Here is a 22,450-nt window from a genome sequence, read left to right as displayed (position 1 = left end):
CCGCCAAAGGTGCGGGCCGCCGTCGGCCGCTGGACGGTGTGCCGGTCAGCGCGGGCGGCGCGCCGCGTGTTCCCTCGCCAGTTCCGCGTAATGGTCGTCCGGGTGGCCGGGCTGGAACGTACCGTACTTCCGCTCGGCCGCCGTCCGTATCAGGAAGTCGGCAATGGCTGGATTCTTCGGCAGCAGGGACCCGTGCAGGTAGCTCGCCACGATGTTGCGGTAGCGGGCACCTTCGTGGCCGTCGCTGCTGTTGTTTCCGGTCCCTTTGGCCACGGTGCCGAGCGGCCGCACCCCGGTGCCGAGGGTGGTCTGCCCGCTGTGGTTCTCGTAACCCAGCACCTCGCCGAACTCCGGCGTAGCCACCTTCACGTTGCCGATCAGGCGCTCCTCAGTGCCGTGAGTTTCCACGTCAAGGATGCCGATGCCGGGGATTACTGCTCCGGTGCGTGTTTTGAAGAACCGTCCGAAAAGCTGGTAGAGCCCGCAGATGACCAGCATCGGCGCGCCGTCCTCGGCCAGGTCCTTCAGCGCTCCCGCACGTGCCTGCAGGTCGTCCTGGATGACCAGCTGGCCGCTGTCCTGGCCGCCGCCGCCCACGATGATGTCCACGTCCTCCGGGAAGGGATCGCCCACGTTGTATTCGAGCAGCTCGGGAGTGTAGCCGTGCCACCTGATGCGCTGCTGAAGGACCAGGGCGTTGCCCCAGTCGCCGTAGATGTTCATGTCGCGGGGGTAGAGCTGGACAACACGGATGGTGCCCTTGCTTTCGGAGCTTTCCCTTGCGGGATTCGCGCCTGACTCGCTCAAGAGACAACCTCCACGGTGGTGATTTTGGACAGCTCGCGGCGGATGGCCAGCATGGCTGTGTAGGTGCAGAAGATGCGCTTGGGCTTGCCCTGGGCTTCCCTGATGAAGGAGGCAAGGGCAGGCGTAATTTCGGGCTCGACCCCGCCGATCCGCACGTCGTCGTACTGCAGGCGCAGGGCCATGTCGTAGGCACGGGATCCGGTGAGCTGGTCCACTCCGCCCTCGCGCAGGGAGTCGAATTCCACGTCCCACAGCCAGGACATGTCGCGGCCGTCCGCGTAGTTGTCGTTGATGGCAATCATGGTGGCGTAGCCGCCGGCGGGGAAGGACTTCAGGCCGAGCCGGAACCCGCTGGGGTTCTTGACCAGGACCAGGTCAAGGGGCTGCCCATCGACCGTGAGGCTTTCGCCGCGGCCGAAGGCAGGCGCAACCTGGGCGAGTGCAGCCAGCAGGGTGTCGTGGTCGGCAGTGGCTGCGCCGCCGCCGCAAATGCTGCGGGCCAGGGTCAGCGCCGCGGCCGCATTAAAGATGTTGTAGACGCCGCGCAGCTTCATCCCGGTGGTGACCGTGACGCCGTCGTACTCAAATTCGGCGGTGTCCGCACCCACCTTGCGGAGGACGACGTCGGCGGCAGGCTTCTCGGGAAGGCCCGCCGGAGCGGGACTTCCGGGAGCGGCGCGCATGTCGTCGTCGTTGGGGAAGGTGCCCAGCAGCGAATCGTCCAAGCCGAAGTACTTGACGTCCTGCCCGGTCAGGGTGCTGGCGATCCTGGCGACGCGGGGGTCCTCCCGGTTCAGCACCACCGTTCCGGTGGTTTTGGCGGCGATGTGCTGGAGCAGCTGGGCCGTCTTGTCGATCTCACCGAACCGGTCCAGCTGGTCGCGGAGGACGTTCAGGAGCAGGCAGTAACGGGGCGGGACGCTGTTGACGAAGTGCACGGCGTGGGCCTCGTCGAGCTCCAGTACGGCGACGTCGGCATCGAGCCGGCCCCGCCAGTCCACTTCACCCAGCAGCGCGGCGGCGACGCCACGCGTGAAGTTGCTGCCGGTGCGGTTGGTGAAAACCTTCAGCCCCTGGCTCTCCAGCAGCTCCACCACCATTTTGGTGGTGGTTGTTTTGCCGTTGGTACCGCTCACCACGGCCACGCCGTGGGGGAGCGTGGTGAGCGTCCGCCGCATGAAGCCGGGATCGATTTTTTCGACCACCAGCCCGGGCAGGGCAGAGCCGCCGCCCCGTAGCCGGGACACCCGGCGGACCAGCTTGCCGAGCGGAACACTGAAGTAGAGCATGCTTCGAATATATCCCAGCAACGGCATGCAACCGCCGTCGGGGCGGGTCTCCGGCGCCGGTCAGGAAGGCCGCGCCCCTTATGCTGGATGGATGACAAATTCCCCTTCAGCTGCTTCCGCGCGCGTGGGCTCGGGCCTGCGGATCGGCGTGCTGGCGCTTCAAGGTGACTTCCGTGAGCACCTCCGTGCCATTGAAGCAACCGGAGCCGAGGGCGTCGGGATCCGCCGTCCCAAGGAACTGGACGGCCTGGACGGGCTGATTATTCCCGGCGGTGAATCCACCGCGATCGACAAGCTCGCCCGCGCCTTCGACCTGGCGGAACCCCTTCGGGAGCGGATCGCCGAGGGCCTGCCCGTTTACGGTTCCTGTGCCGGGATGATCCTGCTTGCCGCGGACATCGCTGATCCAGCCACAGACCTCGCCGGAACTCCGCAACAGACCTTCGGTGGACTTGATATCACCGTCCGGCGCAACGCCTTCGGCCGGCAGCGCGAGTCCTTCGAAACGGACCTTGACTTCAAGGGACTCGATTTCAGCGCCACCGAGACCGGTGTTCCTCCGGTCCACGCCGTCTTCATCAGGGGCCCCTGGGTGGAACGCGTGGGCCCGGACGTGGAGATCCTTGCCCAGGTGGAACCGGCGGATCCGGAGCACGCTTCCCACGCGGTCCCGCTGCCGGGGACGGCTAGAATTGTTGCAGTGCGTTCCGGCCACCTGCTGGCCACCTCCTTCCATCCGGAAGTGACCGGGGAAAAACGCGTACATGAACTTTTTATCCGCATGATCAGAGGAGAAGCGTAAAGCATGTCAGGCCACTCCAAATGGGCGACGACCAAGCACAAGAAGGCGATCATTGACAGCCGCCGCGCCAAGTCGTTCGCCAAGCTGATCAAGAACATCGAAGTTGCAGCCCGGATGGGCGGCCCGGACCTCGCCGGCAACCCCGGCCTGGAACTTGCCGTCACCAAAGCGAAGAAGACCTCGGTTCCCAACGACAACATCGACCGTGCCATCAAGCGCGGTGCCGGCCTCACCGGCGAAGTGGTTGACTACACGGAAATCATGTACGAAGCCCGCGGCCCGCAGGGCTCGGCGCTGCTGGTTGAGTGCCTCACGGACAACAAGAACCGTGCGGCCTCCGAGGTGCGCCTGGCCATCTCACGCAACGGCGGCACCATCGCTGATCCCGGATCCGTGAGCTACCTCTTCGCCCGCAAAGGTGTAGTCAACCTGCCCAAGAACGGCCTCAGCGAGGACGACGTCCTGATGGCAGTCCTGGACGCCGGTGCGGAGGAAGTCAAGGACAACGGGGAAACGTTTGAGATCCACTCTGAACCGGGTGACCTGCAGGCCATCCGCGAGGCACTCAACGAAGCCGGCATCGAGTACGACACCGACGAGGTGGAGTTTGTCCCCTCGATGCAGGTGGAACTCGACGTTGACGGCGCCCGCAAGTTCCTGAAGCTGGCAGACGCGCTCGAAGACCTCGACGACGTCCAGAACGTCTACAGCAACGCCGACCTCAGCGACGAAGTCCAGGCTGCCCTGGAATCCGAATGACGCCGGGCCTTGCCTGCTGAACCCGGCCACCCGTGACGCTGCGCGTACTGGGGGTTGACCCCGGACTGACCCGCTGCGGCATCGGCGTGGTGGACGTCGAACGCAACAGGCGGGCCACCATGGTGGCCGTAGGGGTGGTCGGAACCTCTCCGGACGAAACGCTGGACCAGCGCCTCCTGGTGATAGCCCTGGCGATCGACGAGTGGCTGGACCGCTACGAGCCCCAGGTGCTCGCCGTCGAGCGTGTCTTCTCCCAGCTCAACGTCAGCACCGTGATGGGGGTTGCGCAGGCGTCCGGCGTGGTGATTGCCGCCGCCGCGCGCCGCGGGATCCCGGTGGCGCTGCATACGCCGTCGGAAGTCAAAGCCGCAGTCACCGGCAGCGGCTCCTCCAACAAGGAGGCGGTGACCAAGCTGGTCACCAAGATCCTCCGGCTGGACGCGCCGCCGCGCCCGGCCGACGCGGCGGACGCCCTGGCGCTGGCCATCACGCATGCCTGGCGGGCCGGCAGCGGCGCGGCCGTTGCCACCACTGGGCCCGGCAGTTCTTCGCTCACGCCGGCCCAAAGAGCGTGGGCTCAAGCCGAAGCGAAGGTGCGGCGCGCACGCTGATTGTCCTGGCCGCTTGCTAGGGTATTCGTAGATATGTTCGGATCGCCGGTCCAATTCCTGGAGCCCGGCAGTACACAGGAGCCAGGCCCTTGATCAGTTTCCTCCGCGGAACCGTAGCGCACGTTGGCCTGTCCACGGCCGTCATCGACCTCAATGGCGCGGGCATGAGCGTCAACGCCACGCCGCAGACCCTCAGCCGGCTCCGCACCGGGGAGGAGGGCCAGCTTTTTACCTCCCTGATCGTCCGGGAGGATTCGCTGACGCTCTTCGGTTTCGCGTCCGACGACGAGCGTGAGGTTTTCGATGTCCTGCTCAGTGTCAGCGGGGTGGGGCCGCGGCTGGCCCTGGCGGTTCTCGCCGTCCATGATCCGGAGGCCATCCGGGTGGCGGCACACACCGGGGACAGCAAAACGTTCACCAAGGTGCCCGGTATCGGGCCAAAAGTGGCCGGCCGGATCGTCCTTGAGCTTGCAGGGAAGCTGGTTCCGCACGGCACCGCCGGCACCGCCAGCGCGCCCACCGCTGCAGAGGCTGCCTGGAAGCCCCAGGTGGTCGCAGCCATGACCAGCCTCGGCTGGTCCGAAAAGGACGCGTCGGCAAGTATCGACAAGGCATTGGCCGATGATCCTGAGGTCTCGTTCCGCGGCAATGTCCCGGAGATCCTGCGGACCACGCTTCGCTGGCTGGGCCAGGACGGGGCCCGTGCCGGCAACCGCGTAGGCAGCCGTGGCTGAACCGTCAGTGGTGGCCGCAGGGGAGGAGCCGGAGGAGCGCGCCATCGAGGCCGCCCTCCGGCCCAAGAACCTGCACGACTTCGTGGGCCAGCACCGGGTCCGCAAGCAGCTGTCCCTGGTGCTGCAGGCTTCCCGGATGCGGGGCCGGAGCGCGGACCATGTGCTGTTTTCCGGTCCGCCAGGCCTCGGCAAAACCACGCTGGCCATGATTGTTGCGTCCGAAATGAACGCCCCGCTGCGGATCAGCAGCGGCCCTGCCATCCAGCACGCCGGAGACCTGGCGGCCATCCTCTCCTCCCTGTCCGAGGGCGAGGTCCTGTTTTTGGACGAGATCCACCGGATGTCCCGGCCGGCAGAGGAAATGCTCTATATGGCCATGGAGGACTTCCGAGTGGACATCGTGGTGGGCAAGGGAGCCGGCGCCACGGCGATTCCGCTCGAACTTCCGCCGTTCACCCTCGTTGGTGCCACGACCCGCGCCGGCCTCCTGCCCGGGCCGCTGCGCGACCGCTTCGGCTTCACCGGGCACCTGGAGTTCTATTCCGTCGCCGAGCTCGAGCTTGTCCTGCGCCGCTCCGCGGGACTGCTGGACCTCAAGGTCAACTCCGCCGGCTTCAGCGAAATTGCCGGACGTTCGCGCGGCACACCCCGCATCGCCAACAGGCTGCTGCGGTGTATAACAGACTGGGCGCTGGTCCACGGCATTGAACAGATCGACGCGCGGGCGGCATCAGCTGCGCTGGATATGTACGAAGTCGACAAAAAAGGACTGGACAGGCTGGACCGGTCGGTCCTGGAGGCGCTGATCACCAAATTCGGCGGCGGTCCTGTCGGGCTGTCCACCCTGGCCATCGCCGTCGGCGAAGAAACCGAGACCGTGGAAACGGTGGCCGAACCCTTCCTGGTCCGCGAGGGACTCCTGGGCCGCACTCCCCGGGGCCGGATCGCCATGGCCCCCGCCTGGACCCACCTTGGCTACGCCATCCCTGCCGGCGTCTTCGGGCAGGAGCCGCTGGACCTGTTTGAAACGGCCGGCGACGACGCCGACGGCACGGAAGAGTGGGCCCCGCAAAGCCAATAACAGGCTCCCTTCAGCTTTTCCCTTTAGACTGGTATGACGCTCGGCACGTTCGGGTCTTTGTTCCTGCAGCCACCACAATGCGGTTGCTCCGGCGGAGAAGGAAATCCGTCAGGTTTTCTGTCCGCCAGTCCGGCCAGCGGACGGAACTCATCGGACGTCGCCGGAAACCGGCCAGGCACGCAATAGAACGGATTTTTCCCTTGGATCTAATGTCAATACTCCTCTTCGTCATGCTTGGCGTGTTCATCTTCATGATGTTCCGCCGCAACAAGAAGACGCAGCAGCAGCAGGCTGAACTCCAATCGCAGTTCGCCCCGGGCGTCGAGGTCATGACCAGCTTCGGTCTTTTCGGCCGCATCGTCGACATGGACGACGTCGAGAACAAGGTCACCCTGGAGCTCTCCCCGGGCAACCTCGCCACGGTGCACCGCCAGGCCGTCACCAAGATTGTGGAGCCCCTCGCGGTGTCCGACGAGGACGCCCCGGCTGTGCCCGCCGTGCCGGATGACGCTTCATCCCTCACCGCCCGGGAAACCGGCACCCAGTCCGCGTCAGTGGAGACGCCGGACGAGACCCTGAAGCGGCTCAATGACGAGGGCAAGAAGGACAACTAGTCCCGCTGGTTCTACACAACACCTCTACGGCTGCGGAGCGCCGCCGGTGCCGGCACCAAGCATGCACCGGCGGTTCCTCCGTGAATAAGAGAAAGATCAACAATGGCACGAACTGGCCTTAAGAAACCGGGCCTCAGGGTCCTGGTCTGGCTCGGCGTAATACTCGCCGTGCTGACTGCTGTCCTTGCCGGCGGCACCATGGCCGGACAGGCGAGCTGGGCGCCAAAGCTGGCGCTGGACCTCGAAGGCGGCACCCAGATGATTCTGGCGCCGAAGGTCGAGGGCGGTTCGGACATCAACGAAGAACAGCTCAACCAGGCTGTGGCCATCATCCGCCAGCGCGTGGACGGTTCCGGCGTCGCTGAAGCAGAGATCAGCACCCAGTCCGGGCGCAACGTGGTGGTCAGCCTTCCCGGCACCCCCTCAAGCCAGACGCGCGACCTGATCCAGGCTTCCGCGGACATGAACTTCCGCCCGGTCCTCCTCAACGGTGCGGGCGCTCCCGTTCCGGAGGAGTCGCGGGCTCCTGAGGACCAGTTGCCCAAGCCGACGGCGGAACCCGCCAACAGCAGCGACACCAACTGGATCACGCCGGAAATCTACCGCCAGTTCGAAGCCCTTGACTGCGACAACCCGTCCCAGGATGAGCAGGAACGCTCGGATCCGGCCAAGCCGCTGGTGACCTGTGAGCCCGCGTCCGGAACGAATCCGGCCATCAAGTACATCCTCGGTCCGGTGGAGGTCAAGGGCAGCAACATCGTCACGTCCTCCTTCCAGCTCCAGCAGGGTGCACAGGGCGCCGTCACGAACGAGTGGGCCGTCAACATCCAGTTCGACGACGAAGGCACCGCCAAGTTCAAAGAGGTCACCGAACGCCTGAACCAGTTCTACGTGGCTGCCGGCGGCGATACCGGTAACGACCCCAAAGCCCAGTTCGCCATTGTGCTGGATGACCAGGTCATCTCTGCGCCCCGCTCGCTTGCCGTCATTACTGACGGGCGGCCCCAGATCACCGGCGGCTTCACGGAACAGAGCGCCAAGGCACTCTCAGACCAGCTCCGCTTCGGCGCACTGCCCATCAGCTTCGAGATCCAGAGCGAGCAGCAGATCTCTGCCACCCTCGGTGGGGAACAGCTGCGCATGGGCCTCCTTGCGGGCATCATCGGCCTGCTGCTGGTGGTGGTGTATTCCCTCTTCCAGTACCGGGCCCTCGGCTTCGTGACCATCGCCTCGCTGGTGGTGGCCGGCATATTGACTTATCTCGCCATCGCGATCCTGGGCTGGACCGAAAACTACCGGTTGTCCCTGGCCGGTGTGGCCGGCATCATCGTCGCCATCGGCCAGACGGCAGACTCGTTCATCGTCTACTTCGAGCGCATCCGCGATGAGCTCCGTGAGGGACGCGGCCTGGTGTCCGCCGTCGAAAACGGCTGGAAGCGGGCAAAGCGCACCGTCCTCGCTTCCAAGGCCGTCAACCTCCTTGCAGCCCTTGTCCTGTACTTCGTAGCGGTGGGCAACGTCCGTGGCTTTGCCTTCACCCTTGGCCTCACCGCAATCGCCGACCTCATTGTGGTGTTTATGTTCACGCACCCCACCCTGCAGCTGCTGGCACGCACCAGGTTCTTTGGTGAGGGCCACCGGCTGTCCGGCCTCGACCCCAAGCGTCTGGGCGCTGTGCCGCTCTACCGTGGTGCAGGCCGTATCCGTACGCCCGAAGATAAGCCTGCCGCCATGGTGCGCGCCAAGAACGCCGGTGCTGCGGCCGAGGCAGAGCGCCGGATGACCATTGCCGAGCGCCGGATGGCGCAGAAGCAGGAGCAGCTTGCAGGCTCCTCGAAGTCTGCAGCGAAGGAGAACAAGTAATGCCAAGCTTCGCTAATTTCGGCAACGAGCTCTACACGGGCAAACGCTCCTACAACTTTGTGGGCGCCAAAAAGATCTGGTTCATCATTGCGGCCGTTGCCGTTGCCCTGTCCATCCTTATTCCGGTGGCCAAGGGCGGGTTCAACCTCGGCATCGAGTTCCGCGGCGGGTCCGAATTCACCGTCTCAAACGTCCAAACAACTGACGCGGCCGTGGGCGAAAAGGCCGTCACCGATGTGGTGGAGGGCAGCGTTCCACGCGTAGCCAACGTGGCCGGGACCACCATGCGGATCCAGACCGACAAACTCACCGACGACGAGACCCTTCGCATCAAGGAGGGCCTCACCGCGGCCTACGGCGTCACGGACAACGAAGTGACGTCAACGTTTGTGGGTCCGACGTGGGGTGCGGACGTAACCAAGCAGGCACTGATCGGCCTGGTGATTTTTGTGCTCCTGGCCGCCGTGCTGATGGCGTTGTACTTCCGTACCTGGAAGATGTCACTCTCGGCAATCGCCGGCATGGTGGTAACGATGTTCGTCACAGCAGGGGTTTACGCCCTCAGCGACTTCGAAGTCACCCCGTCCGCCATTATCGGGTTCCTGACCGTCCTGAGCTACTCGCTGTACGACACCGTGGTGGTGTTCGACAAGATCCGCGAGAACACCGCGGACCTGGACGCCTCAACCCGGCGTACCTTTGCTGAGGAAGTCAATTTGGCGGTGAACCAGACCCTGGTCCGCTCGATCAACACCATGATGGTGGCAATCCTCCCCGTGGGTGCCATCCTGTTCATTGGTGCAGGCCTGCTGGGCGCGGGAACCCTGCGCGACCTCTCGCTTGCGCTGTTCGTCGGCATCCTGATTGGAACCGCAGCCACGATTTTCGTCGCGGCCCCCATGTACGCCTGGCTGCGCCAGAACGAACCCGATCTGGTCAGGCAGGCCAAGCGGGTGGAGCACCGCCGGGCCGAGGCTGCTTCCAGGTCTGGAGCAACGGCGGTAGAGCCGGCCCAATCCTGAGCCGCTGGTGCCGGGCCGGGCAGTGTCAGAACCTTGACGCTACCCGGCCCGTCCTGTTTTAAAGGCCGGTTTAATAAGTCCCCCGGCGGAGGAATAGACTGAAGTAATTAAACGGTGGTGAGGGGTGCTTCATTGGAAGAACGTTCGGCGTCGGTGCCAACGGCACAGGGAGATAAAAGTCCTTCCGGTCTGCAGACCGGGGCGGCTGCTTCCGCACGTCCGGGTTCATTGGTTCCCGTGGACAACTCCGGGTCCCGCCCCACGTTCCCGGGCCGCAGGGAGCGCACCCGCTCCAGGCTTGCCCGCCTGACAGGACGCGGCGCGGCAAATTATTCGCCCATCCTCGAGCCGCTGCTGAGGACGGTGAGGGCCAACAATCCCAAAGAGGATTTCGACCTGATCCAGCGCGCCTTCGACGTGGCGGAACAAAGCCACCGGGGGCAGAAGCGCAAGAGCGGCGATCCCTACATCACCCACCCGGTGGCGGTGGCGACCATCCTTGCCGAACTGGGACTGAGCGGAACAACCCTGGCAGCGGCGCTCCTCCACGACACCGTCGAGGACACCCCCTACACTCTCGCCGACCTGAAGCGCGACTTCGGCCCCGAAGTGGCCATGCTCGTCGACGGCGTGACCAAGCTGGACAAGGTCAGCTTCGGGGAAGCAGCACAGTCCGAGACAGTGCGCAAGATGGTCGTGGCCATGGCCAAGGACATCCGCGTCCTTATGATCAAACTGGCGGACCGGCTTCACAACGCCCGCACGTGGCGTTTCGTGTCGGCCGAATCTTCGGCCCGCAAGGCCCGGGAAACGCTGGAAATCTTTGCCCCGCTTGCACACCGCCTGGGTATGAACACCATCAAGTGGGAACTGGAAGACCTCTCCTTCGCGGCGCTGTACCCGAAGGTTTACGAAGAGATTGTCCGCATGGTGGGGGACAGGACCCCTGAGCGGGAGAAGAGCCTCAGTGTCATCCGCGACCAGATCACGGAGGACCTCCGCACTGCCCGCATCAAGGCCACCATCACGGGCCGCCCCAAGCATTACTACTCGATTTACCAGAAGATGATTGTCCGCGACAAGGACTTCGACGACATCAACGACCTCATGGGGGTCCGTGTCCTGGTGGACTCGGTCCGGGACTGTTACGCGGCCCTTGGTACCATGCATTCGCGGTGGAACCCGCTGCCCGGCAGGTTCAAGGATTACATCGCGATGCCGAAGTTCAACATGTACCAGTCGCTGCACACCACCGTGATCGGCCCGGGCGGGAAGCCGGTGGAAATCCAGATCCGGACCCACGAGATGCACCGCCGCGCCGAATACGGCGTCGCGGCACACTGGAAGTACAAGGACCAGCCCAACCGGACTGCCGTGGGCCCGGGCAGCCCCCGCGACGGCGACATGGGCTGGCTGCGGTCGCTGGTGGACTGGCAGCAGGAAACGTCGGATCCCGGCGAGTTCCTTGACTCGCTGCGGTTCGAGATCAACGCCCGTGAGGTGTTTGTTTTCACGCCCAAGGGTGAGGTTATGGCCTTGCCGGCCGGATCTACTCCGGTGGACTTCGCGTATGCCGTCCATACCGAGGTGGGGCACCGCACCATCGGCGCCCGGGTCAACGGGAAGCTGGTTCCGCTCAACAGCGAGTTGAACCACGGCGACTGGGTGGAGATCTTCACCTCCAAAGCCGAAGGCGCCGGACCCAGCCAGGACTGGCAGCATTTCGTCAAGAGTGCCAGGGCCCGCAACAAGATCCGGCAGTGGTTCAGCAAGGAACGCCGCGAAGAGGCGATCGACCGCGGCAAGGAACTGCTGACCCGGGCCATGCGGAAGCAGAACCTTCCCCTGCAGCGCCTGATGACGCACGAGGCCCTGGCCGCAGTAGCGCAGGAATTCAAGTACGTCGACATTTCCGGCCTGTACGCCGGCGTGGGCGACGGGCACACCTCCGCGCAGTCGGTCATGGAGAAGCTCGTTGAAAGCCTTGGCGGCAATGAAAGCACCGACGACGACATCACCGAAGTCAGCGTCCCAACCCAGGTCACGAAGGCGCGGTTCTCCGATTCGGGCGTTGTGGTCCGCGGAGTCGGTGACGTCTGGGTAAAGCTTGCCCGCTGCTGCACTCCGGTGCCGCCGGATCCCATCCTCGGCTTCGTGACCAGGGGCTCGGGGGTGTCAGTACACCGCACCGACTGCACCAACATCTCGGACCTGAAGGACCAGCCGGACCGGATCGTTGACGTGGACTGGGCGCCCACGCAGTCCAGCGTGTTCCTGGTGGAGATCCAAGTGGAGGCGCTGGACCGCAAATCGCTGCTCTCCGACGTGACGCGTGTGCTGTCCGAAAACCACGTGAACATCCTCGCAGCCAGCGTCCATACCTCCACGGACCGGGTGGCCATCTCAAAGTTCGCCTTCGAGATGGGGGACCCCAAGTACCTTCACCACGTCCTGAGTGCCGTCCGTCGCATTGACGGGGTTTTCGACGTCTACCGCACCACCGGGAACAAGCGCCGGAGCTAGCCGGGCCAACTTTTCCAGCGCTGCTTTCTTATGCGGAACGCGGGGGCTGGCCTCGATGGCAAGCACCAGCAAACGCAGGCGCACATCGTTCTGCGGGCGTGCGAGCAGCCCCTCGAGCGTGGGAATGGCCCGTTCGGCCTCCACGTGGAGGGCGACATCAAGGGCGGTGCGCAGGGGACTGGAGACCATCAGGCCGCCGAGGCTGACGACGTCGAAGGGCCCAAGCTTCACCTCATGCAGGGTGCAGCCCCTGGTGTTCCGGAGGCTTGAAACCCGCCGCTTCGCGTCCACCAGGAGGGCAATCCGGTCCGGTTCGCCCGCGCAGCCGTAAATCCATGCTGCTGTCATACGGCCGGCGACTACCCGCTGGCGGACAGACGCGGGGACGGCCCCCGCTGCAGCCCGTGCCCGCAACTGCGGGGAGGCTGTGGCGCCGGGCAACGTGTAGCCGTGCTGATGGAAACGTTCCAGCAGGCCGTCCGAGGCCAGGGATTGCAGCTCCGGCGACGCAAAAGGCATGCCAGGGGCGTACAACTCAGGAAAACGGGGTGCTGCTTCTCCGCCCTGGACAAGATCCCTGCCGGAGGAGGCGGAGGGAGGAGGTGATGGAATCGCCATCCACCCATCCTGCCGCGCCTGCGCTTAACAGGCACAGGCCCGGCCCCGGTATGTGGATAACCGGGGCCGGGCCTGCAATTAGTGGCGGCTTTATGGGCCAGGCGATAAGCCTAGGACAGCTCGCTGGCTGAGCGCTGGATCTGGTCAAGCCATGCCTGCCGCGCTTCAAGAGCTTCCTGCGCGGCCTTGATCCGGCGCTGGTCGCCGGTTTTTTCGGCCTTGGCGAGGTCGTCCTGCAGCCCGGCAATAGCGGATTCCAGCTGGGAAAGGGCGCTGTTGGTGCGTGCCTTCCGCTCAGGGTTGGACCGCTGCCACTGTTCTTCCTCAGCGTGGCGCACTGCATCCTCAACCTTGCGCAGTCCTGCTTCAATGCGTCCCATGTCTGCACGGGGGACCTTGCCGGCCTCTTCCCAGCGGTCCCGAACGGACTGCAGGGCCTTCTTGGCGGCCCCGAGGTCCTTCACGGGGAGGATCGCGTTGGCCTCGGTCAGGAGGGCTTCCTTGACCGTGAGGTTTGCCGAGTACTCCTGGTCGATCTCGTCATTAGCGGCCTGGCGGTTTGTGAAGAAGACGTCCTGGGCGGCGCGGAACCGTGCCCACAGGGCGTCGTCGTCCTTGCGGCTGGCCCGCGGGGAGGCCTTCCACTGGTCCATCAGGCGGCGGTACTCGCCGGCGGCGAAACCCCAGTCAGTAGAGGTGGACAGCGCTTCCGCTTCGGCGATCAGCTTTTCCTTGGCCGACTTGGCAGCGGAGTTGTTGCTGTCCAGCTGCGAGAAGTAGGCACGGCGATGCCGGTCAAAGACGGTGCGCGCGGCACGGAAACGCTTCCAGAGGGCGTCCTCATTGCTGCGTCCCAACCGGACTCCGCTCTTCTGGGCAGCCTTCCAGCTCTCGAAGAGTTCGTTCATCCTGGCGCTGGAGGTCTTCCACTGCGTCTGGGCAGGGTCCTGGCCGGAAATCTGCTCCGCTTCGGCAACGATCGCCTCGCGTGCGGCGAGCTCGGAGGCGCGGACGGCGTCGTGCTCAGCCTTTTCCGCCTTTTCCAGCTCAGCAATCTGGGTGGAGAGCTCGTCGAGGCGCGCCTCGGCGGACCGGAGGTCTCCCACCATATTCCGTTCGGCCAGCTGCTCGCGGAGGTGCGTGACGGTTTTCTGCATGTCGGTGCTCGGGGCCTTGGAGCTGACGCGCTGCTCGAGCAGCACAATCTGGGCCACTACGTCGTCGTATTTCCGGGCAAAGTACGCCAGGGCTTCGTCGTCGCTGACGTCCGGGTACTGGCCGACAGTGTGCTCGGCGCCGTCGATGGTCAAGAAGACGTGTCCGTCGCCCTCAACTCGTCCCCACTTTGAGGCTTCCGCCAGCGAAGTGGACGGTGCTGCGGGGACCGGTGCTGCGGCAGGTGCGGCAGCGGGCTTGGGGCGGGAGGCAAAAGCAGCCGGGGAGGGCGCCGGGCGGGGCGCCGGTGCGGGGTTGAGCTCCGCTTCGTTGCTCTCCGTTGCGCTCTCCACGGGAGCTTCCGCTGCTGGAGCACTGCTCTCCGCGTCGTCCACGGGGGCTTCCGCTGCCGGGGCACTGCTCTCCGCTTCGTTGCTCTCTGGGGCACTGCTCTCCGCTGCGTCGTCCACGGGGGCTTCCGTTGCCGTGGTGGTGGCTGCTTCAGATGCTGCATCGACGGCGGCGGATGCCGTCGCCTCGGTCAGGTCTGTTGCTGTTTCGTCGGATTTCTGACTGTCTGTCACCGCTAAAAGTCTTTCGCTTGGAGGAAAATACTCAGGTCCTGCGCCGCAGCCGCCGGGGCCGGGCCTCCTACTTCAGAGAAAACGAGTCTATCGTGACTGGTTCCACAGGTGCGCCGTCTGTGTCGCTGCTGCCCGGCGTAATTCCGGAGGCAGCTATGTTCGACACCACATCCAGCCCGGAGGTCACCCTTCCCACCACCGTGTACCCGCCGGCGGTATCGGCCGGGATGACCGTGTCCTTGTAGACAATAAAGAACTGCTTTCCGTTCCCAAAGGCGTTATTGGCCGTACGGGCTACGGCGACAGTTCCGGCGGGATAAGTATTGTCAGCGGGGGTGTTCTCCAGCGGTCCCCAGGTGTAGTCAGGATCGCCCTGGCCTTCAGGGCCGGAGGCGCCGCACTGCAGCAAACCGAAGGTCTCACCGGTGGTGAGGCGGTGGCAGGATTTCCCGTTGTAGTAGCCCTCATCGCTGAGGGACTTGAAAACAGCGGCGGCCTGCGGGGCGGTTGTCCCGTCAAGCTCCACAGCGAGGGCGCTCCCATTGAGGACCAGGTCTCCGGTGAACGTCTTGCCCGCAGCGGTCTCGGCAGCCGGGATATTCGGGCCGTTGGTGGCCTGGGCAGTCGGGCTCGCAGGTGCCGACGCAGACGGGCTGGTCAGCCCGGCCTCGGCGGCGGCGAACTCCTCCTCGGTCGGATTTCCGGAAAAAGCTGTGAGCTGGAGTACGACGGCGAGGACAACGGCGGCGGTTCCGGCACCGGCGGCGATGACGTTGTCCCGCTTACGACGCTTCTCCTGGTCCCGCCGCAGCTCGCGCTTGGCTTCCATCTGCTGGATGCGGCGCTTTGCTTCGCGGGCGCTGCGTGAACTGGCCGCCAAGGGTCCTCCTTATTGTCGGGCTGCTGCACAGCGTGGCGTGAGGCCTCCGGCGCAGTTGTCTGACGGCCGAGCCCTGCCGGTCCGCCGCATTAGAGATGCCGGCGGATGACGCATAAACTGACTGCCGCACATAGTTTATGCATGACTGGCTGGACTGCCGCCGTTCCTGGCCCGTTTTGGGATGCCGGGCAAGTCCCAAGCACAACACCTAAGAGGAGAAAATCCACCATGGCACGCACCGCCTCCCTGTCCGGATTCCCCGAGTGGCTTCCCGAGGAGCGGCTGGTGGAGCTGCATGTGCTGGACACGCTCCGCCGGGTATTTGAGCTGCATGGCTTCTCGTCCATCGAGACGCGGGCAGTGGAAACGGTTGGCCAGCTGCTGCGCAAGGGTGAGATTGACAAGGAAGTGTACGGCCTCAGCCGGCTGCAGGAGGACGAGAGCGACAATCCGGTCAAGGGAGGCAAGGCCGATCCGCACGCGCTTGCCCTGCACTTTGACCTCACCGTCCCGTTTGCCCGTTATGTGGTGGAGAACGCCGGCTACCTCGCCTTCCCGTTCCGCCGGTACCAGATCCAGAAGGTCTGGCGCGGTGAGCGTCCCCAGGAGGGCCGTGCCCGTGAATTCACCCAGGCGGACATCGACGTGGTGGGGGACGGCGACCTGCCCTTCCGGTACGACGTCGAAATAGCGCTGGTGATTGCCGAGGCCCTCAGCGCCCTCCCCATCCCGGACTTCCGCCTTCGGATCAATAACCGCAAGCTCGCGGAGGGCTTCTACCGAGGCATCGGGCTCGAGGACACGGCCGGCGTACTGCGCAGTATCGACAAACTCGAAAAGATCGGCCCGGACAAGGTGGCGGACCTGCTCAAGGCGGAACTGGGCGCCACCGACGAACAGGCGCAGAAGGCGCTGCAGCTGGCTGCGATCCGCACGGAGGACACATCCTTCGTGGCACAGGTTCAGGCGCTGGGGGTCAGCAACGACCTGCTGGATGAAGGCTTGAACGAGCTGGAACAGGTGATCGAAGCGGCTGTCCAGCGTGCCCCCGGCAAGGTGGTGGCTGACCTCAGCATCGCCCGCGGACTGGACTACTACACCGGCACCGTGGTGGAAACCGTTTTGGTGGGCCACGAGCAGCTGGGGTCCATCTGCTCCGGCGGCCGTTACGACGCGCTGGCTTCGAAGGGCAACCGGAAGTTCCCGGGGGTGGGCCTTTCCATCGGCGTCACCCGGCTGGTCTCCCGTATCCTCAGCCAGGACCTGGCCAAGGCCTCGCGCTCCGTTCCGACAGCGGTCCTGGTTTCCCTCACCTCCGACGACAGCTGGAGTGCGGCGCAGGACGTTGCAGCCCAGCTCCGCAGCCGCGGGATCGCCACCGAGGTGGCGGCAAAGGCGGAGAAGTTCGGCAAGCAGATCAAGTTCGCCGACCGCCGGGGCATCCCCTTCGTCTGGTTCACGGACGACGAGGGCACCCACCAGGTGAAGGACATCCGCACGGGCGAACAGGTTGTCGCTTTCCCGGAAACCTGGACCCCGCCGTCGGAGGATCTGACGGTTCAAGTGGCCTCAACAGTGCCGGTGGCATCCGCGGTTTAGGGAACTGACCTTCTACGAAGCTAGGCAGCCATCGAAGCGGGCAGTCCCTCACGCATCGCTCGCCGTGCCGGCCCGCAGCCGCAGCACCAGCCATCGACCCGCCACACCGGCAGCCAGGACCGCCGTCATGGTCAGCACCGAGGCGGCGGGTAGGGTGAAGGCCAGCAGAAGGCATGCGACGAAGCCCACCGCGTTGAGCCACTTGGGTGCGTACCCGGGGTGCGATGCCAGTGTGTAGGCAGAGGCGTTGGCCACTGCGTAGTACAGGAGCACGCCGAAACTTGAAAAGCCCACCACAGTCATGACGTCCGTGGTCAGCAGGAGCAGGATAACGACGGCGGCAACGGCCAGTTCTGCAGCGTACGGAACAGTGTGCTTGCCGCCCACCCGGGCCAGCGGCCGGGGAAGGTCCCGTTCACGCGCCATGGCCAAAGTGGTGCGTCCCACGCCGGTAATGAGGGCAAGGAGCGCGCCGAGGCACGCAGCCGCCGCGCCAGCCTGCACCAGCGGCGCGCCGGCCGCCAGCCGTGACTGCAGGACCGCTTCCAACAGCGGGGTCTGTGTGGCTGCCAGTTCTCCGCCGGGAAGGTGGTTGAGCAGCAGCAATGCCAGCGCCAGGTAGATGGTGAAGGCACCAGCCAGTGCGGCGAGGATGGCCCTTGGTATGGAGCGGGACGGGTCCTTGACTTCCTCACCCAGCGTGGCAATGCGGGCGTAGCCCGCGAAGGCGAAGAACAACAGCCCGGCGGCCGGCAGCACGCCTCCGGGTCCGCCCGAGGAACCAGCCAGGGGTCCGTCCGCTGACGGGTGCCGCCCAACAATTGCCGCGACGGCGACAAATACCAGGGTGGCCAGCACCACGCACAGCAGGACGCGGGTCAGCAGGGCCGTCCTGGTGATCCCCAGCAGGTTGACTGCGGTCAACGCCACCACCGCCGCGATGGCCACCGGCACTGCATAAGCACCGGCCACATAGCTGCCGAATGTCAGTGCCATCGCTGCACACGAGGCGGTTTTTCCGGTGACGAAGCTCCAGCCGGCGAGGAACCCCGGCCACTCACCGAGCTGTTTGCGTCCGTAGACGTACGTCCCTCCGCTGGTGGGATACTTCGCTGCCAGGGCAGCTGATGCGACGGCGTTGCAGTACGCGACAGCCCCGGCAATGACCACCGAAAGGACCAGCAGGTTTCCCGCCAACGCGGCGGCGGGGGAGAAGACGACGAACACTCCCGCGCCCAGCATGGAGCCAAGGCCGATAACGGTGGCATCGAAGGTGCCAAGCCTTCGATGCAGTTGCTGGTGCGCGCTCATGCGGTGACAGTCCCTTTGCAGCGGGTAAACTCGAACGGGATCGTTCCCCGAACGATCCTATTTAACTTTTCCGTATGACTTCCCGTGTTACCCCGCAGAAAGGCGTGCTGTGCTGCGCACACATGACCTCGGATCCCTTCGTTCCGAGCACATTGGACAAACCGTAACCCTCGCTGGCTGGGTGGGCCGCCGTCGTGATCACGGTGGTGTGGCTTTCGTGGACCTGCGCGATGCTTCCGGCGTGGCACAGGTTGTGGTCCGCGAGGAAGAAGTTTTCCACGGCCTGCGCAACGAGTATGTCCTGCAGGTTACCGGCACCGTTTCCAAGCGGCCCGAGGGCAATGAGAACCCGGCGCTGGCCACCGGCGGGATCGAGGTCATGGCGGACAAGGTGGTCATCCTCAACACCTCCGAGCCGCTCCCGTTCCAGATCGACGAGCACGTTGAAGTGGGCGAGGAAGCACGCCTGAAGCACCGCTACCTGGACCTCCGCCGGCCCGGCCCCGCCCGCAACCTCCGGCTGCGCTCGGAGGCAAACCGCGTGGCCCGTGAGCTGCTGCACCAGGACGGCTTCGTGGAGGTCGAAACCCCCACGCTGACCCGTTCGACGCCGGAAGGCGCCCGTGACTTTGTGGTCCCCGCGCGCCTGGCCCCGGGTTCGTGGTACGCACTGCCGCAGTCACCGCAGCTTTTCAAGCAGCTCCTGCAGGTGGGCGGCTTCGAGAAGTACTACCAGATCGCCCGCTGCTACCGCGATGAAGACTTCCGCGCCGACCGCCAGCCGGAATTCACCCAGCTGGACATCGAAGCCAGCTTCGTGGACCAGGACGACATCATTGCCCTCGGCGAAAACATCGTAAAGGCGCTGTGGAAGCTGATCGACGTCGAGATCCCGACTCCCATCCAGCGCATCACCTACGCTGACGCCATGGCACGGTACGGCTCGGACAAGCCCGACCTCCGCTTCGGCGTGGAGCTGACGGAGCTCACCGAGTTCTTCAAGGACACCAACTTCGGCGTCTTCAAGGCTCCGTACGTGGGCGCCGTGGTGATGCCCGGTGGTGCCTCCCAGCCCCGCCGCACGCTGGACGGCTGGCAGGAATTCGCCAAGCAGCGCGGGCACAAGGGCCTTGCCTATGTCCTGTTCAAGGAAGATGGCGAGCTCGCCGGCCCGGTTGCCAAGAACCTTACCGAGACCGAGCGGGCAGGCCTCGCGGATGCAGTAGGCGCCAAGCCCGGCGACTGCATCTTCTTCGCGGCTGGCGAGAAGTCAGCTGCCCGCGCCCTCCTCGGTGCTGCCCGCGTCGAAATCGGGCACCGCACCGGCCTGATCGACCCCAAGGCCTGGGCTTTCTGCTGGGTAGTGGACGCGCCCATGTTCGAACCCGCCGCAGCAGCGGTGGCGTCCGGGGATGTGGCCGTCGGCGCCGGCAAGTGGACGGCTGTGCACCACGCTTTCACGTCGCCCAAGCCCGAGTTCCTGGACACGTTCGACCAGGATCCGGAGTCGGCCCTGTCCTACGCCTACGACATCGTTTGCAACGGCAACGAAATCGGCGGCGGTTCCATCCGTATCCACGAGCGCGATGTCCAGGAACGCGTCTTCGAACTGATGGGCCTCGACCGCGAGGATGCCCAGACCAAGTTTGGCTTCCTGCTGGAGGGTTTCAAGTACGGCGCCCCTCCGCACGGCGGCATCGCCTTCGGCTGGGACCGCGTGGTGGCATTGCTGGCCGGCGTGGAGTCCATCCGCGACGTTATTGCCTTCCCGAAGACCGGCAACGGTTACGATCCCCTGACGGCGGCCCCGGCCCCGATCACGCCGCAGCAGCGCAAGGAAGCCGGCGTGGACTTCAAGCCGGAGGCCAAACCGGCAGAAGGCAAGTAAAGCACCGCTGATCCACCTGAAGGCTCTCCCCGGAAGGGAGGGCCTTCAGGCTTATCCGCAGACAGGAGTCCTTGTGGTCCATAGCTTCCCTGGGCAGCAGCCCCGCGCCTTCGACACGCTCGTGGATTACGAGCCGCTCATGGATGCTGCCTGGCCTGCCGTTGAGCGTCATGACACGGGGGAGTGGGTCCTCCGGGCTGCCGCCGGCGTCACCCAGCGGGCCAACTCGGTGTGGCCGCGGGAGGCCGCCGCGGAGCCCCAGGCCGCGCTGCGCGAGGCGGTCCAGTGGTACCGGAAGCGGCGCCTTCCCCTGATCTTCCAGATAACGGACACGCCTGCCAACGCCGGGCTGAACGACTATTTGGACGCGCAGGGCTTCACGCGGCAGTCCGAGACGCTCGTTATGGCCCGGCCGGCCGGTGGTGACCCTCCGAGCCCAGCGGCAACTGGGAAGGTTGAAATCCGGGACCAGCCGGACGAGGAATGGCTGGACCTTTGGTGGAGCGTGGACGGCCGGGGCGGCCAAGCCGAACGGGAGACGGCGGGAACCATATTGGCTGGGTGCCCTTCGCTCTATGCCCTGGCGAGGGACGACGACGGCGGGCCGGCCGCCGTCGGGCGCCTCGCCCTGGTGGAGGGAACCGGCGGCATCTACTGTATGGCCACGTCACCGTCCCACCGGAGGCGGGGCTACGCTTCGACGGTACTGCAGGCGCTGCTGTGCGAAGGGGACGCGCGCGGCCTTGCCAGCACCTGGTTGCTGGTCACAGCCGCCAACCATGCAGCCCAGCAGCTATACAGCCAGGCCGGGTTCGAGGAGTCGGGCCGCTACCTCTACCGGCAGCAGCGGCCCCGGCGTGCCCTGACGGGCTGCTGAGCTTAACGCTCGGTTGTTACGTCCGCATCGTCGGGAATGAAGATCGACTCGATGGGCTTGTCAAAAAGCCGTGCGATGCGGAAGGCCAAAGGAAGGGCGGGGTCGTAGCGGCCGGTCTCCAGCGCGTTGACCGTCTGCCGCGAAACGCCCAACTGATCGGCAAGATTCCCCTGCGTCCACCCGCGTGATTCACGAAGCGCCTTCAGGTGGTTGTTCACCGGCGCGCCACCACGGTGCTTGTGGCGATCCAGCCCAGCATGCCTGCGCCGTAGATGATCCAGCCGATCCCCACGAAGCTCATGCCTGCGATCTCCAGGAAGGCGACGGTCACAGACGCAACCATGGCAACGGCGAAGCCGCCTCCGAGCGCCTGCAGCAGCAGAAGGCGTTGGTAGTCGTCGACGCGCTTTGCATGCCGGAGCACGGCCCGGACGATCCACAGGCTGGGTATCACCGGCAGGACGGCCCAAACAAAGCGCCACGGGCTGCTCCCCTCCAGGTCGCCCCAGAGAAGCACTGCAGTCAGCACCACGGCGTAGGCCGCGATGCCGGGCCAGAAATCCAGCTGATAGGAGCGGGCCACTGCCCGGTCGCCGGCGCTGTGGTCATTGCTGTCAAGTTTGCTTGTCATGTGTCAATTCTGCGGCGTCGCCCAAGGGGTGTCAAGGGCCCTTGTCACCCTAGGGCCCTCGTCCCGGCATTGCTACTGCGGGTCGATGACCTGGATCCGCACCGAGCAGGCGTCCGCTGCTGCCTTCTTCAGCACCGCGGCCTTGGGGTCCGGAACGTCAAGGTAGGCCAGACGGGGCAGCCCGGCATAGTCCTTCAAGGCCGGGTGGTCGAGGACAAAGCCCGCCAAGGCCCGGTCGCCGCCGGGAACCAAATATTCGAACGGCTCAGCGCTGAAGACCCGAAGGGCCTGATCGGCTACAGCCTCCACGAGTGCGTCCGCCTGGTTGGACCGCCGCCGCGCAAACCGCTGCTGAGACTGGCCGCCCGCGGCGGTCCGGGATTGCACGTAGGTGGAGCCGACCTTCGAAGCCAAGGGCACGCCCTCAGTGACCACCGCAACCCCGTAACCTCCACGCCGGACGAGGAGGAGGCCGAGCCGGCGCGGCTGCGACGCGAGGGAGGCAAGCCGTTCCAGCGCGTCGGCGCCGCGGCCCGGCCTGCCGTCACTGGGCCAGGGCGCCTGCAGGAGCGCTTCGGCGCCGTCGTCAGCGAGGAGGCGCAGCCCGTCATCGTCATCCCGCACCTGGAAACCGCCGTGCGACGCGCCGAACCTCTCCGCCCAGCCGGGCAGGCGGCTGCCAGGGATGAAGGCAGTGCGCACGGACGGCGGTTTGGCTCCGCCGGTACTGCGTGCGGACATAGTGGCAATCCTTTTCTGGCCGGGCGGACTCCCGGGCGAAATCCGGAAGTGAACTCGAAGT

Annotated in this window: 21 protein-coding genes; 12 read left to right on the top strand and 9 right to left on the bottom strand. The window is 65.5% G+C overall.

The genetic code is table 11. The annotated features are described in order from the left end of the window. Window positions 1-45: 45 nt before the first annotated feature. Window positions 46-807: a type 1 glutamine amidotransferase gene (locus tag M8J71_RS20850; RefSeq protein ID WP_256249740.1), complete on the bottom strand. Its 762-nt coding sequence runs from the start codon at window positions 805-807 to the stop codon at window positions 46-48. Next, window positions 804-2,096, bottom strand: a complete 1,293-nt coding sequence (locus tag M8J71_RS20845; protein ID WP_205484301.1) for a Mur ligase family protein — start codon at window positions 2,094-2,096, stop codon at window positions 804-806. The genes M8J71_RS20850 and M8J71_RS20845 overlap by 4 nt, the downstream gene beginning before the upstream one ends. A 91-nt stretch (window positions 2,097-2,187) precedes the next feature. On the opposite strand from M8J71_RS20845, the gene pdxT reads away from it, so the two are divergent. The 9 genes from pdxT to M8J71_RS20800 all read left to right on the top strand — a co-directional run bounded on the left by pdxT (window position 2,188) and on the right by M8J71_RS20800 (window position 12,105). After that, window positions 2,188-2,898 (top strand): pyridoxal 5'-phosphate synthase glutaminase subunit PdxT, encoded by a 711-nt coding sequence (gene pdxT / locus M8J71_RS20840; protein WP_256249739.1) that lies wholly within the window; start codon window positions 2,188-2,190, stop codon window positions 2,896-2,898. Between the two features lie 3 nt (window positions 2,899-2,901). Continuing rightward, window positions 2,902-3,657 carry a YebC/PmpR family DNA-binding transcriptional regulator gene (locus M8J71_RS20835; protein WP_256249738.1) on the top strand — a complete coding sequence of 252 codons (756 nt, stop codon included), beginning with the start codon at window positions 2,902-2,904 and terminating at the stop codon, window positions 3,655-3,657. Between the two features lie 32 nt (window positions 3,658-3,689). Further along, window positions 3,690-4,268: a crossover junction endodeoxyribonuclease RuvC gene (ruvC, locus tag M8J71_RS20830; protein ID WP_256249737.1), complete on the top strand. Its 579-nt coding sequence runs from the start codon at window positions 3,690-3,692 to the stop codon at window positions 4,266-4,268. Window positions 4,269-4,357: 89 nt separating this feature from the next. After that, complete coding sequence (gene ruvA, locus M8J71_RS20825; RefSeq protein ID WP_256249736.1) at window positions 4,358-5,002, top strand: Holliday junction branch migration protein RuvA; 645 nt, start codon at window positions 4,358-4,360, stop codon at window positions 5,000-5,002. Beyond that, window positions 4,995-6,083: a Holliday junction branch migration DNA helicase RuvB gene (gene ruvB, locus M8J71_RS20820; RefSeq protein ID WP_256249735.1), complete on the top strand. Its 1,089-nt coding sequence runs from the start codon at window positions 4,995-4,997 to the stop codon at window positions 6,081-6,083. Before ruvA ends, ruvB begins: the two co-directional genes overlap by 8 nt. Before the next feature lie 209 nt (window positions 6,084-6,292). After that, window positions 6,293-6,697, top strand: a complete 405-nt coding sequence (gene yajC, locus M8J71_RS20815) for a preprotein translocase subunit YajC (protein ID WP_256249734.1) — start codon at window positions 6,293-6,295, stop codon at window positions 6,695-6,697. 102 nt (window positions 6,698-6,799) lie between these two features. Then, window positions 6,800-8,560: a protein translocase subunit SecD gene (gene secD / locus M8J71_RS20810; RefSeq protein WP_256249732.1), complete on the top strand. Its 1,761-nt coding sequence runs from the start codon at window positions 6,800-6,802 to the stop codon at window positions 8,558-8,560. After that, window positions 8,560-9,582, top strand: coding sequence for a protein translocase subunit SecF (secF, locus tag M8J71_RS20805; protein WP_256249731.1), 1,023 nt, complete (start codon window positions 8,560-8,562; stop codon window positions 9,580-9,582). The genes secD and secF overlap by 1 nt, the downstream gene beginning before the upstream one ends. Before the next feature lie 132 nt (window positions 9,583-9,714). After that, a complete protein-coding gene (locus M8J71_RS20800; RefSeq protein ID WP_256249729.1) occupies window positions 9,715-12,105 on the top strand; it encodes a RelA/SpoT family protein in 2,391 nt (796 codons plus the stop codon). Here M8J71_RS20800 and M8J71_RS20795 read toward each other — a convergent pair. The 3 genes from M8J71_RS20795 to M8J71_RS20785 all read right to left on the bottom strand — a co-directional run bounded on the left by M8J71_RS20795 (window position 11,986) and on the right by M8J71_RS20785 (window position 15,342). Beyond that, entirely contained in the window at window positions 11,986-12,723 is a 738-nt protein-coding gene (locus M8J71_RS20795) for a type IV toxin-antitoxin system AbiEi family antitoxin (RefSeq protein WP_256249728.1), read from the bottom strand. The genes M8J71_RS20800 and M8J71_RS20795 overlap by 120 nt on opposite strands. A 110-nt stretch (window positions 12,724-12,833) precedes the next feature. After that, window positions 12,834-14,462, bottom strand: coding sequence for a DUF349 domain-containing protein (locus tag M8J71_RS20790; protein ID WP_256249727.1), 1,629 nt, complete (start codon window positions 14,460-14,462; stop codon window positions 12,834-12,836). 67 nt (window positions 14,463-14,529) lie between these two features. After that, window positions 14,530-15,342, bottom strand: a complete 813-nt coding sequence (locus M8J71_RS20785; RefSeq protein ID WP_256249726.1) for a peptidylprolyl isomerase — start codon at window positions 15,340-15,342, stop codon at window positions 14,530-14,532. A gap of 228 nt (window positions 15,343-15,570) precedes the next feature. On the opposite strand from M8J71_RS20785, the gene hisS reads away from it, so the two are divergent. Then, window positions 15,571-16,941, top strand: a complete 1,371-nt coding sequence (gene hisS, locus M8J71_RS20780; RefSeq protein ID WP_256249725.1) for a histidine--tRNA ligase — start codon at window positions 15,571-15,573, stop codon at window positions 16,939-16,941. A gap of 48 nt (window positions 16,942-16,989) precedes the next feature. Here hisS and M8J71_RS20775 read toward each other — a convergent pair whose 3' ends face one another. Then, window positions 16,990-18,252, bottom strand: a complete 1,263-nt coding sequence (locus M8J71_RS20775; RefSeq protein WP_256249724.1) for an APC family permease — start codon at window positions 18,250-18,252, stop codon at window positions 16,990-16,992. Between the two features lie 109 nt (window positions 18,253-18,361). Between M8J71_RS20775 and aspS the strand changes: the two genes are divergently transcribed. Both aspS and M8J71_RS20765 read left to right on the top strand, forming a co-directional pair. After that, complete coding sequence (gene aspS, locus M8J71_RS20770) at window positions 18,362-20,140, top strand: aspartate--tRNA ligase (RefSeq protein WP_256249723.1); 1,779 nt, start codon at window positions 18,362-18,364, stop codon at window positions 20,138-20,140. Window positions 20,141-20,279: 139 nt separating this feature from the next. After that, complete coding sequence (locus M8J71_RS20765) at window positions 20,280-21,017, top strand: GNAT family N-acetyltransferase (RefSeq protein WP_256249754.1); 738 nt, start codon at window positions 20,280-20,282, stop codon at window positions 21,015-21,017. Between the two features lie 2 nt (window positions 21,018-21,019). On the opposite strand, the gene M8J71_RS20760 is transcribed toward M8J71_RS20765, so the two are convergent. From M8J71_RS20760 to M8J71_RS20750, 3 genes are all read right to left on the bottom strand, one after another. Further along, entirely contained in the window at window positions 21,020-21,235 is a 216-nt protein-coding gene (locus M8J71_RS20760; RefSeq protein ID WP_256249722.1) for a helix-turn-helix transcriptional regulator, read from the bottom strand. Further along, the gene (locus M8J71_RS20755; protein ID WP_256249721.1) at window positions 21,232-21,648 is read right to left on the bottom strand and encodes a hypothetical protein; all 417 of its coding nucleotides are present in this window, start codon (window positions 21,646-21,648) and stop codon (window positions 21,232-21,234) included. Before M8J71_RS20755 ends, M8J71_RS20760 begins: the two co-directional genes overlap by 4 nt. Window positions 21,649-21,720: 72 nt before the next feature. Continuing rightward, window positions 21,721-22,389, bottom strand: coding sequence for an acVLRF1 family peptidyl-tRNA hydrolase (locus tag M8J71_RS20750; protein WP_256249720.1), 669 nt, complete (start codon window positions 22,387-22,389; stop codon window positions 21,721-21,723). Window positions 22,390-22,450 lie beyond the last annotated feature (61 nt).

Origin of the sequence: Pseudarthrobacter sp. R1, assembly GCF_024494415.1 — a bacterium.
Classification (GTDB): Bacteria; Actinomycetota; Actinomycetes; order Actinomycetales; family Micrococcaceae; genus Arthrobacter.
The sequence above is the reverse complement of the archived record's forward strand: the minus strand, read 5'-3'. Positions and strand labels throughout refer to the sequence as shown.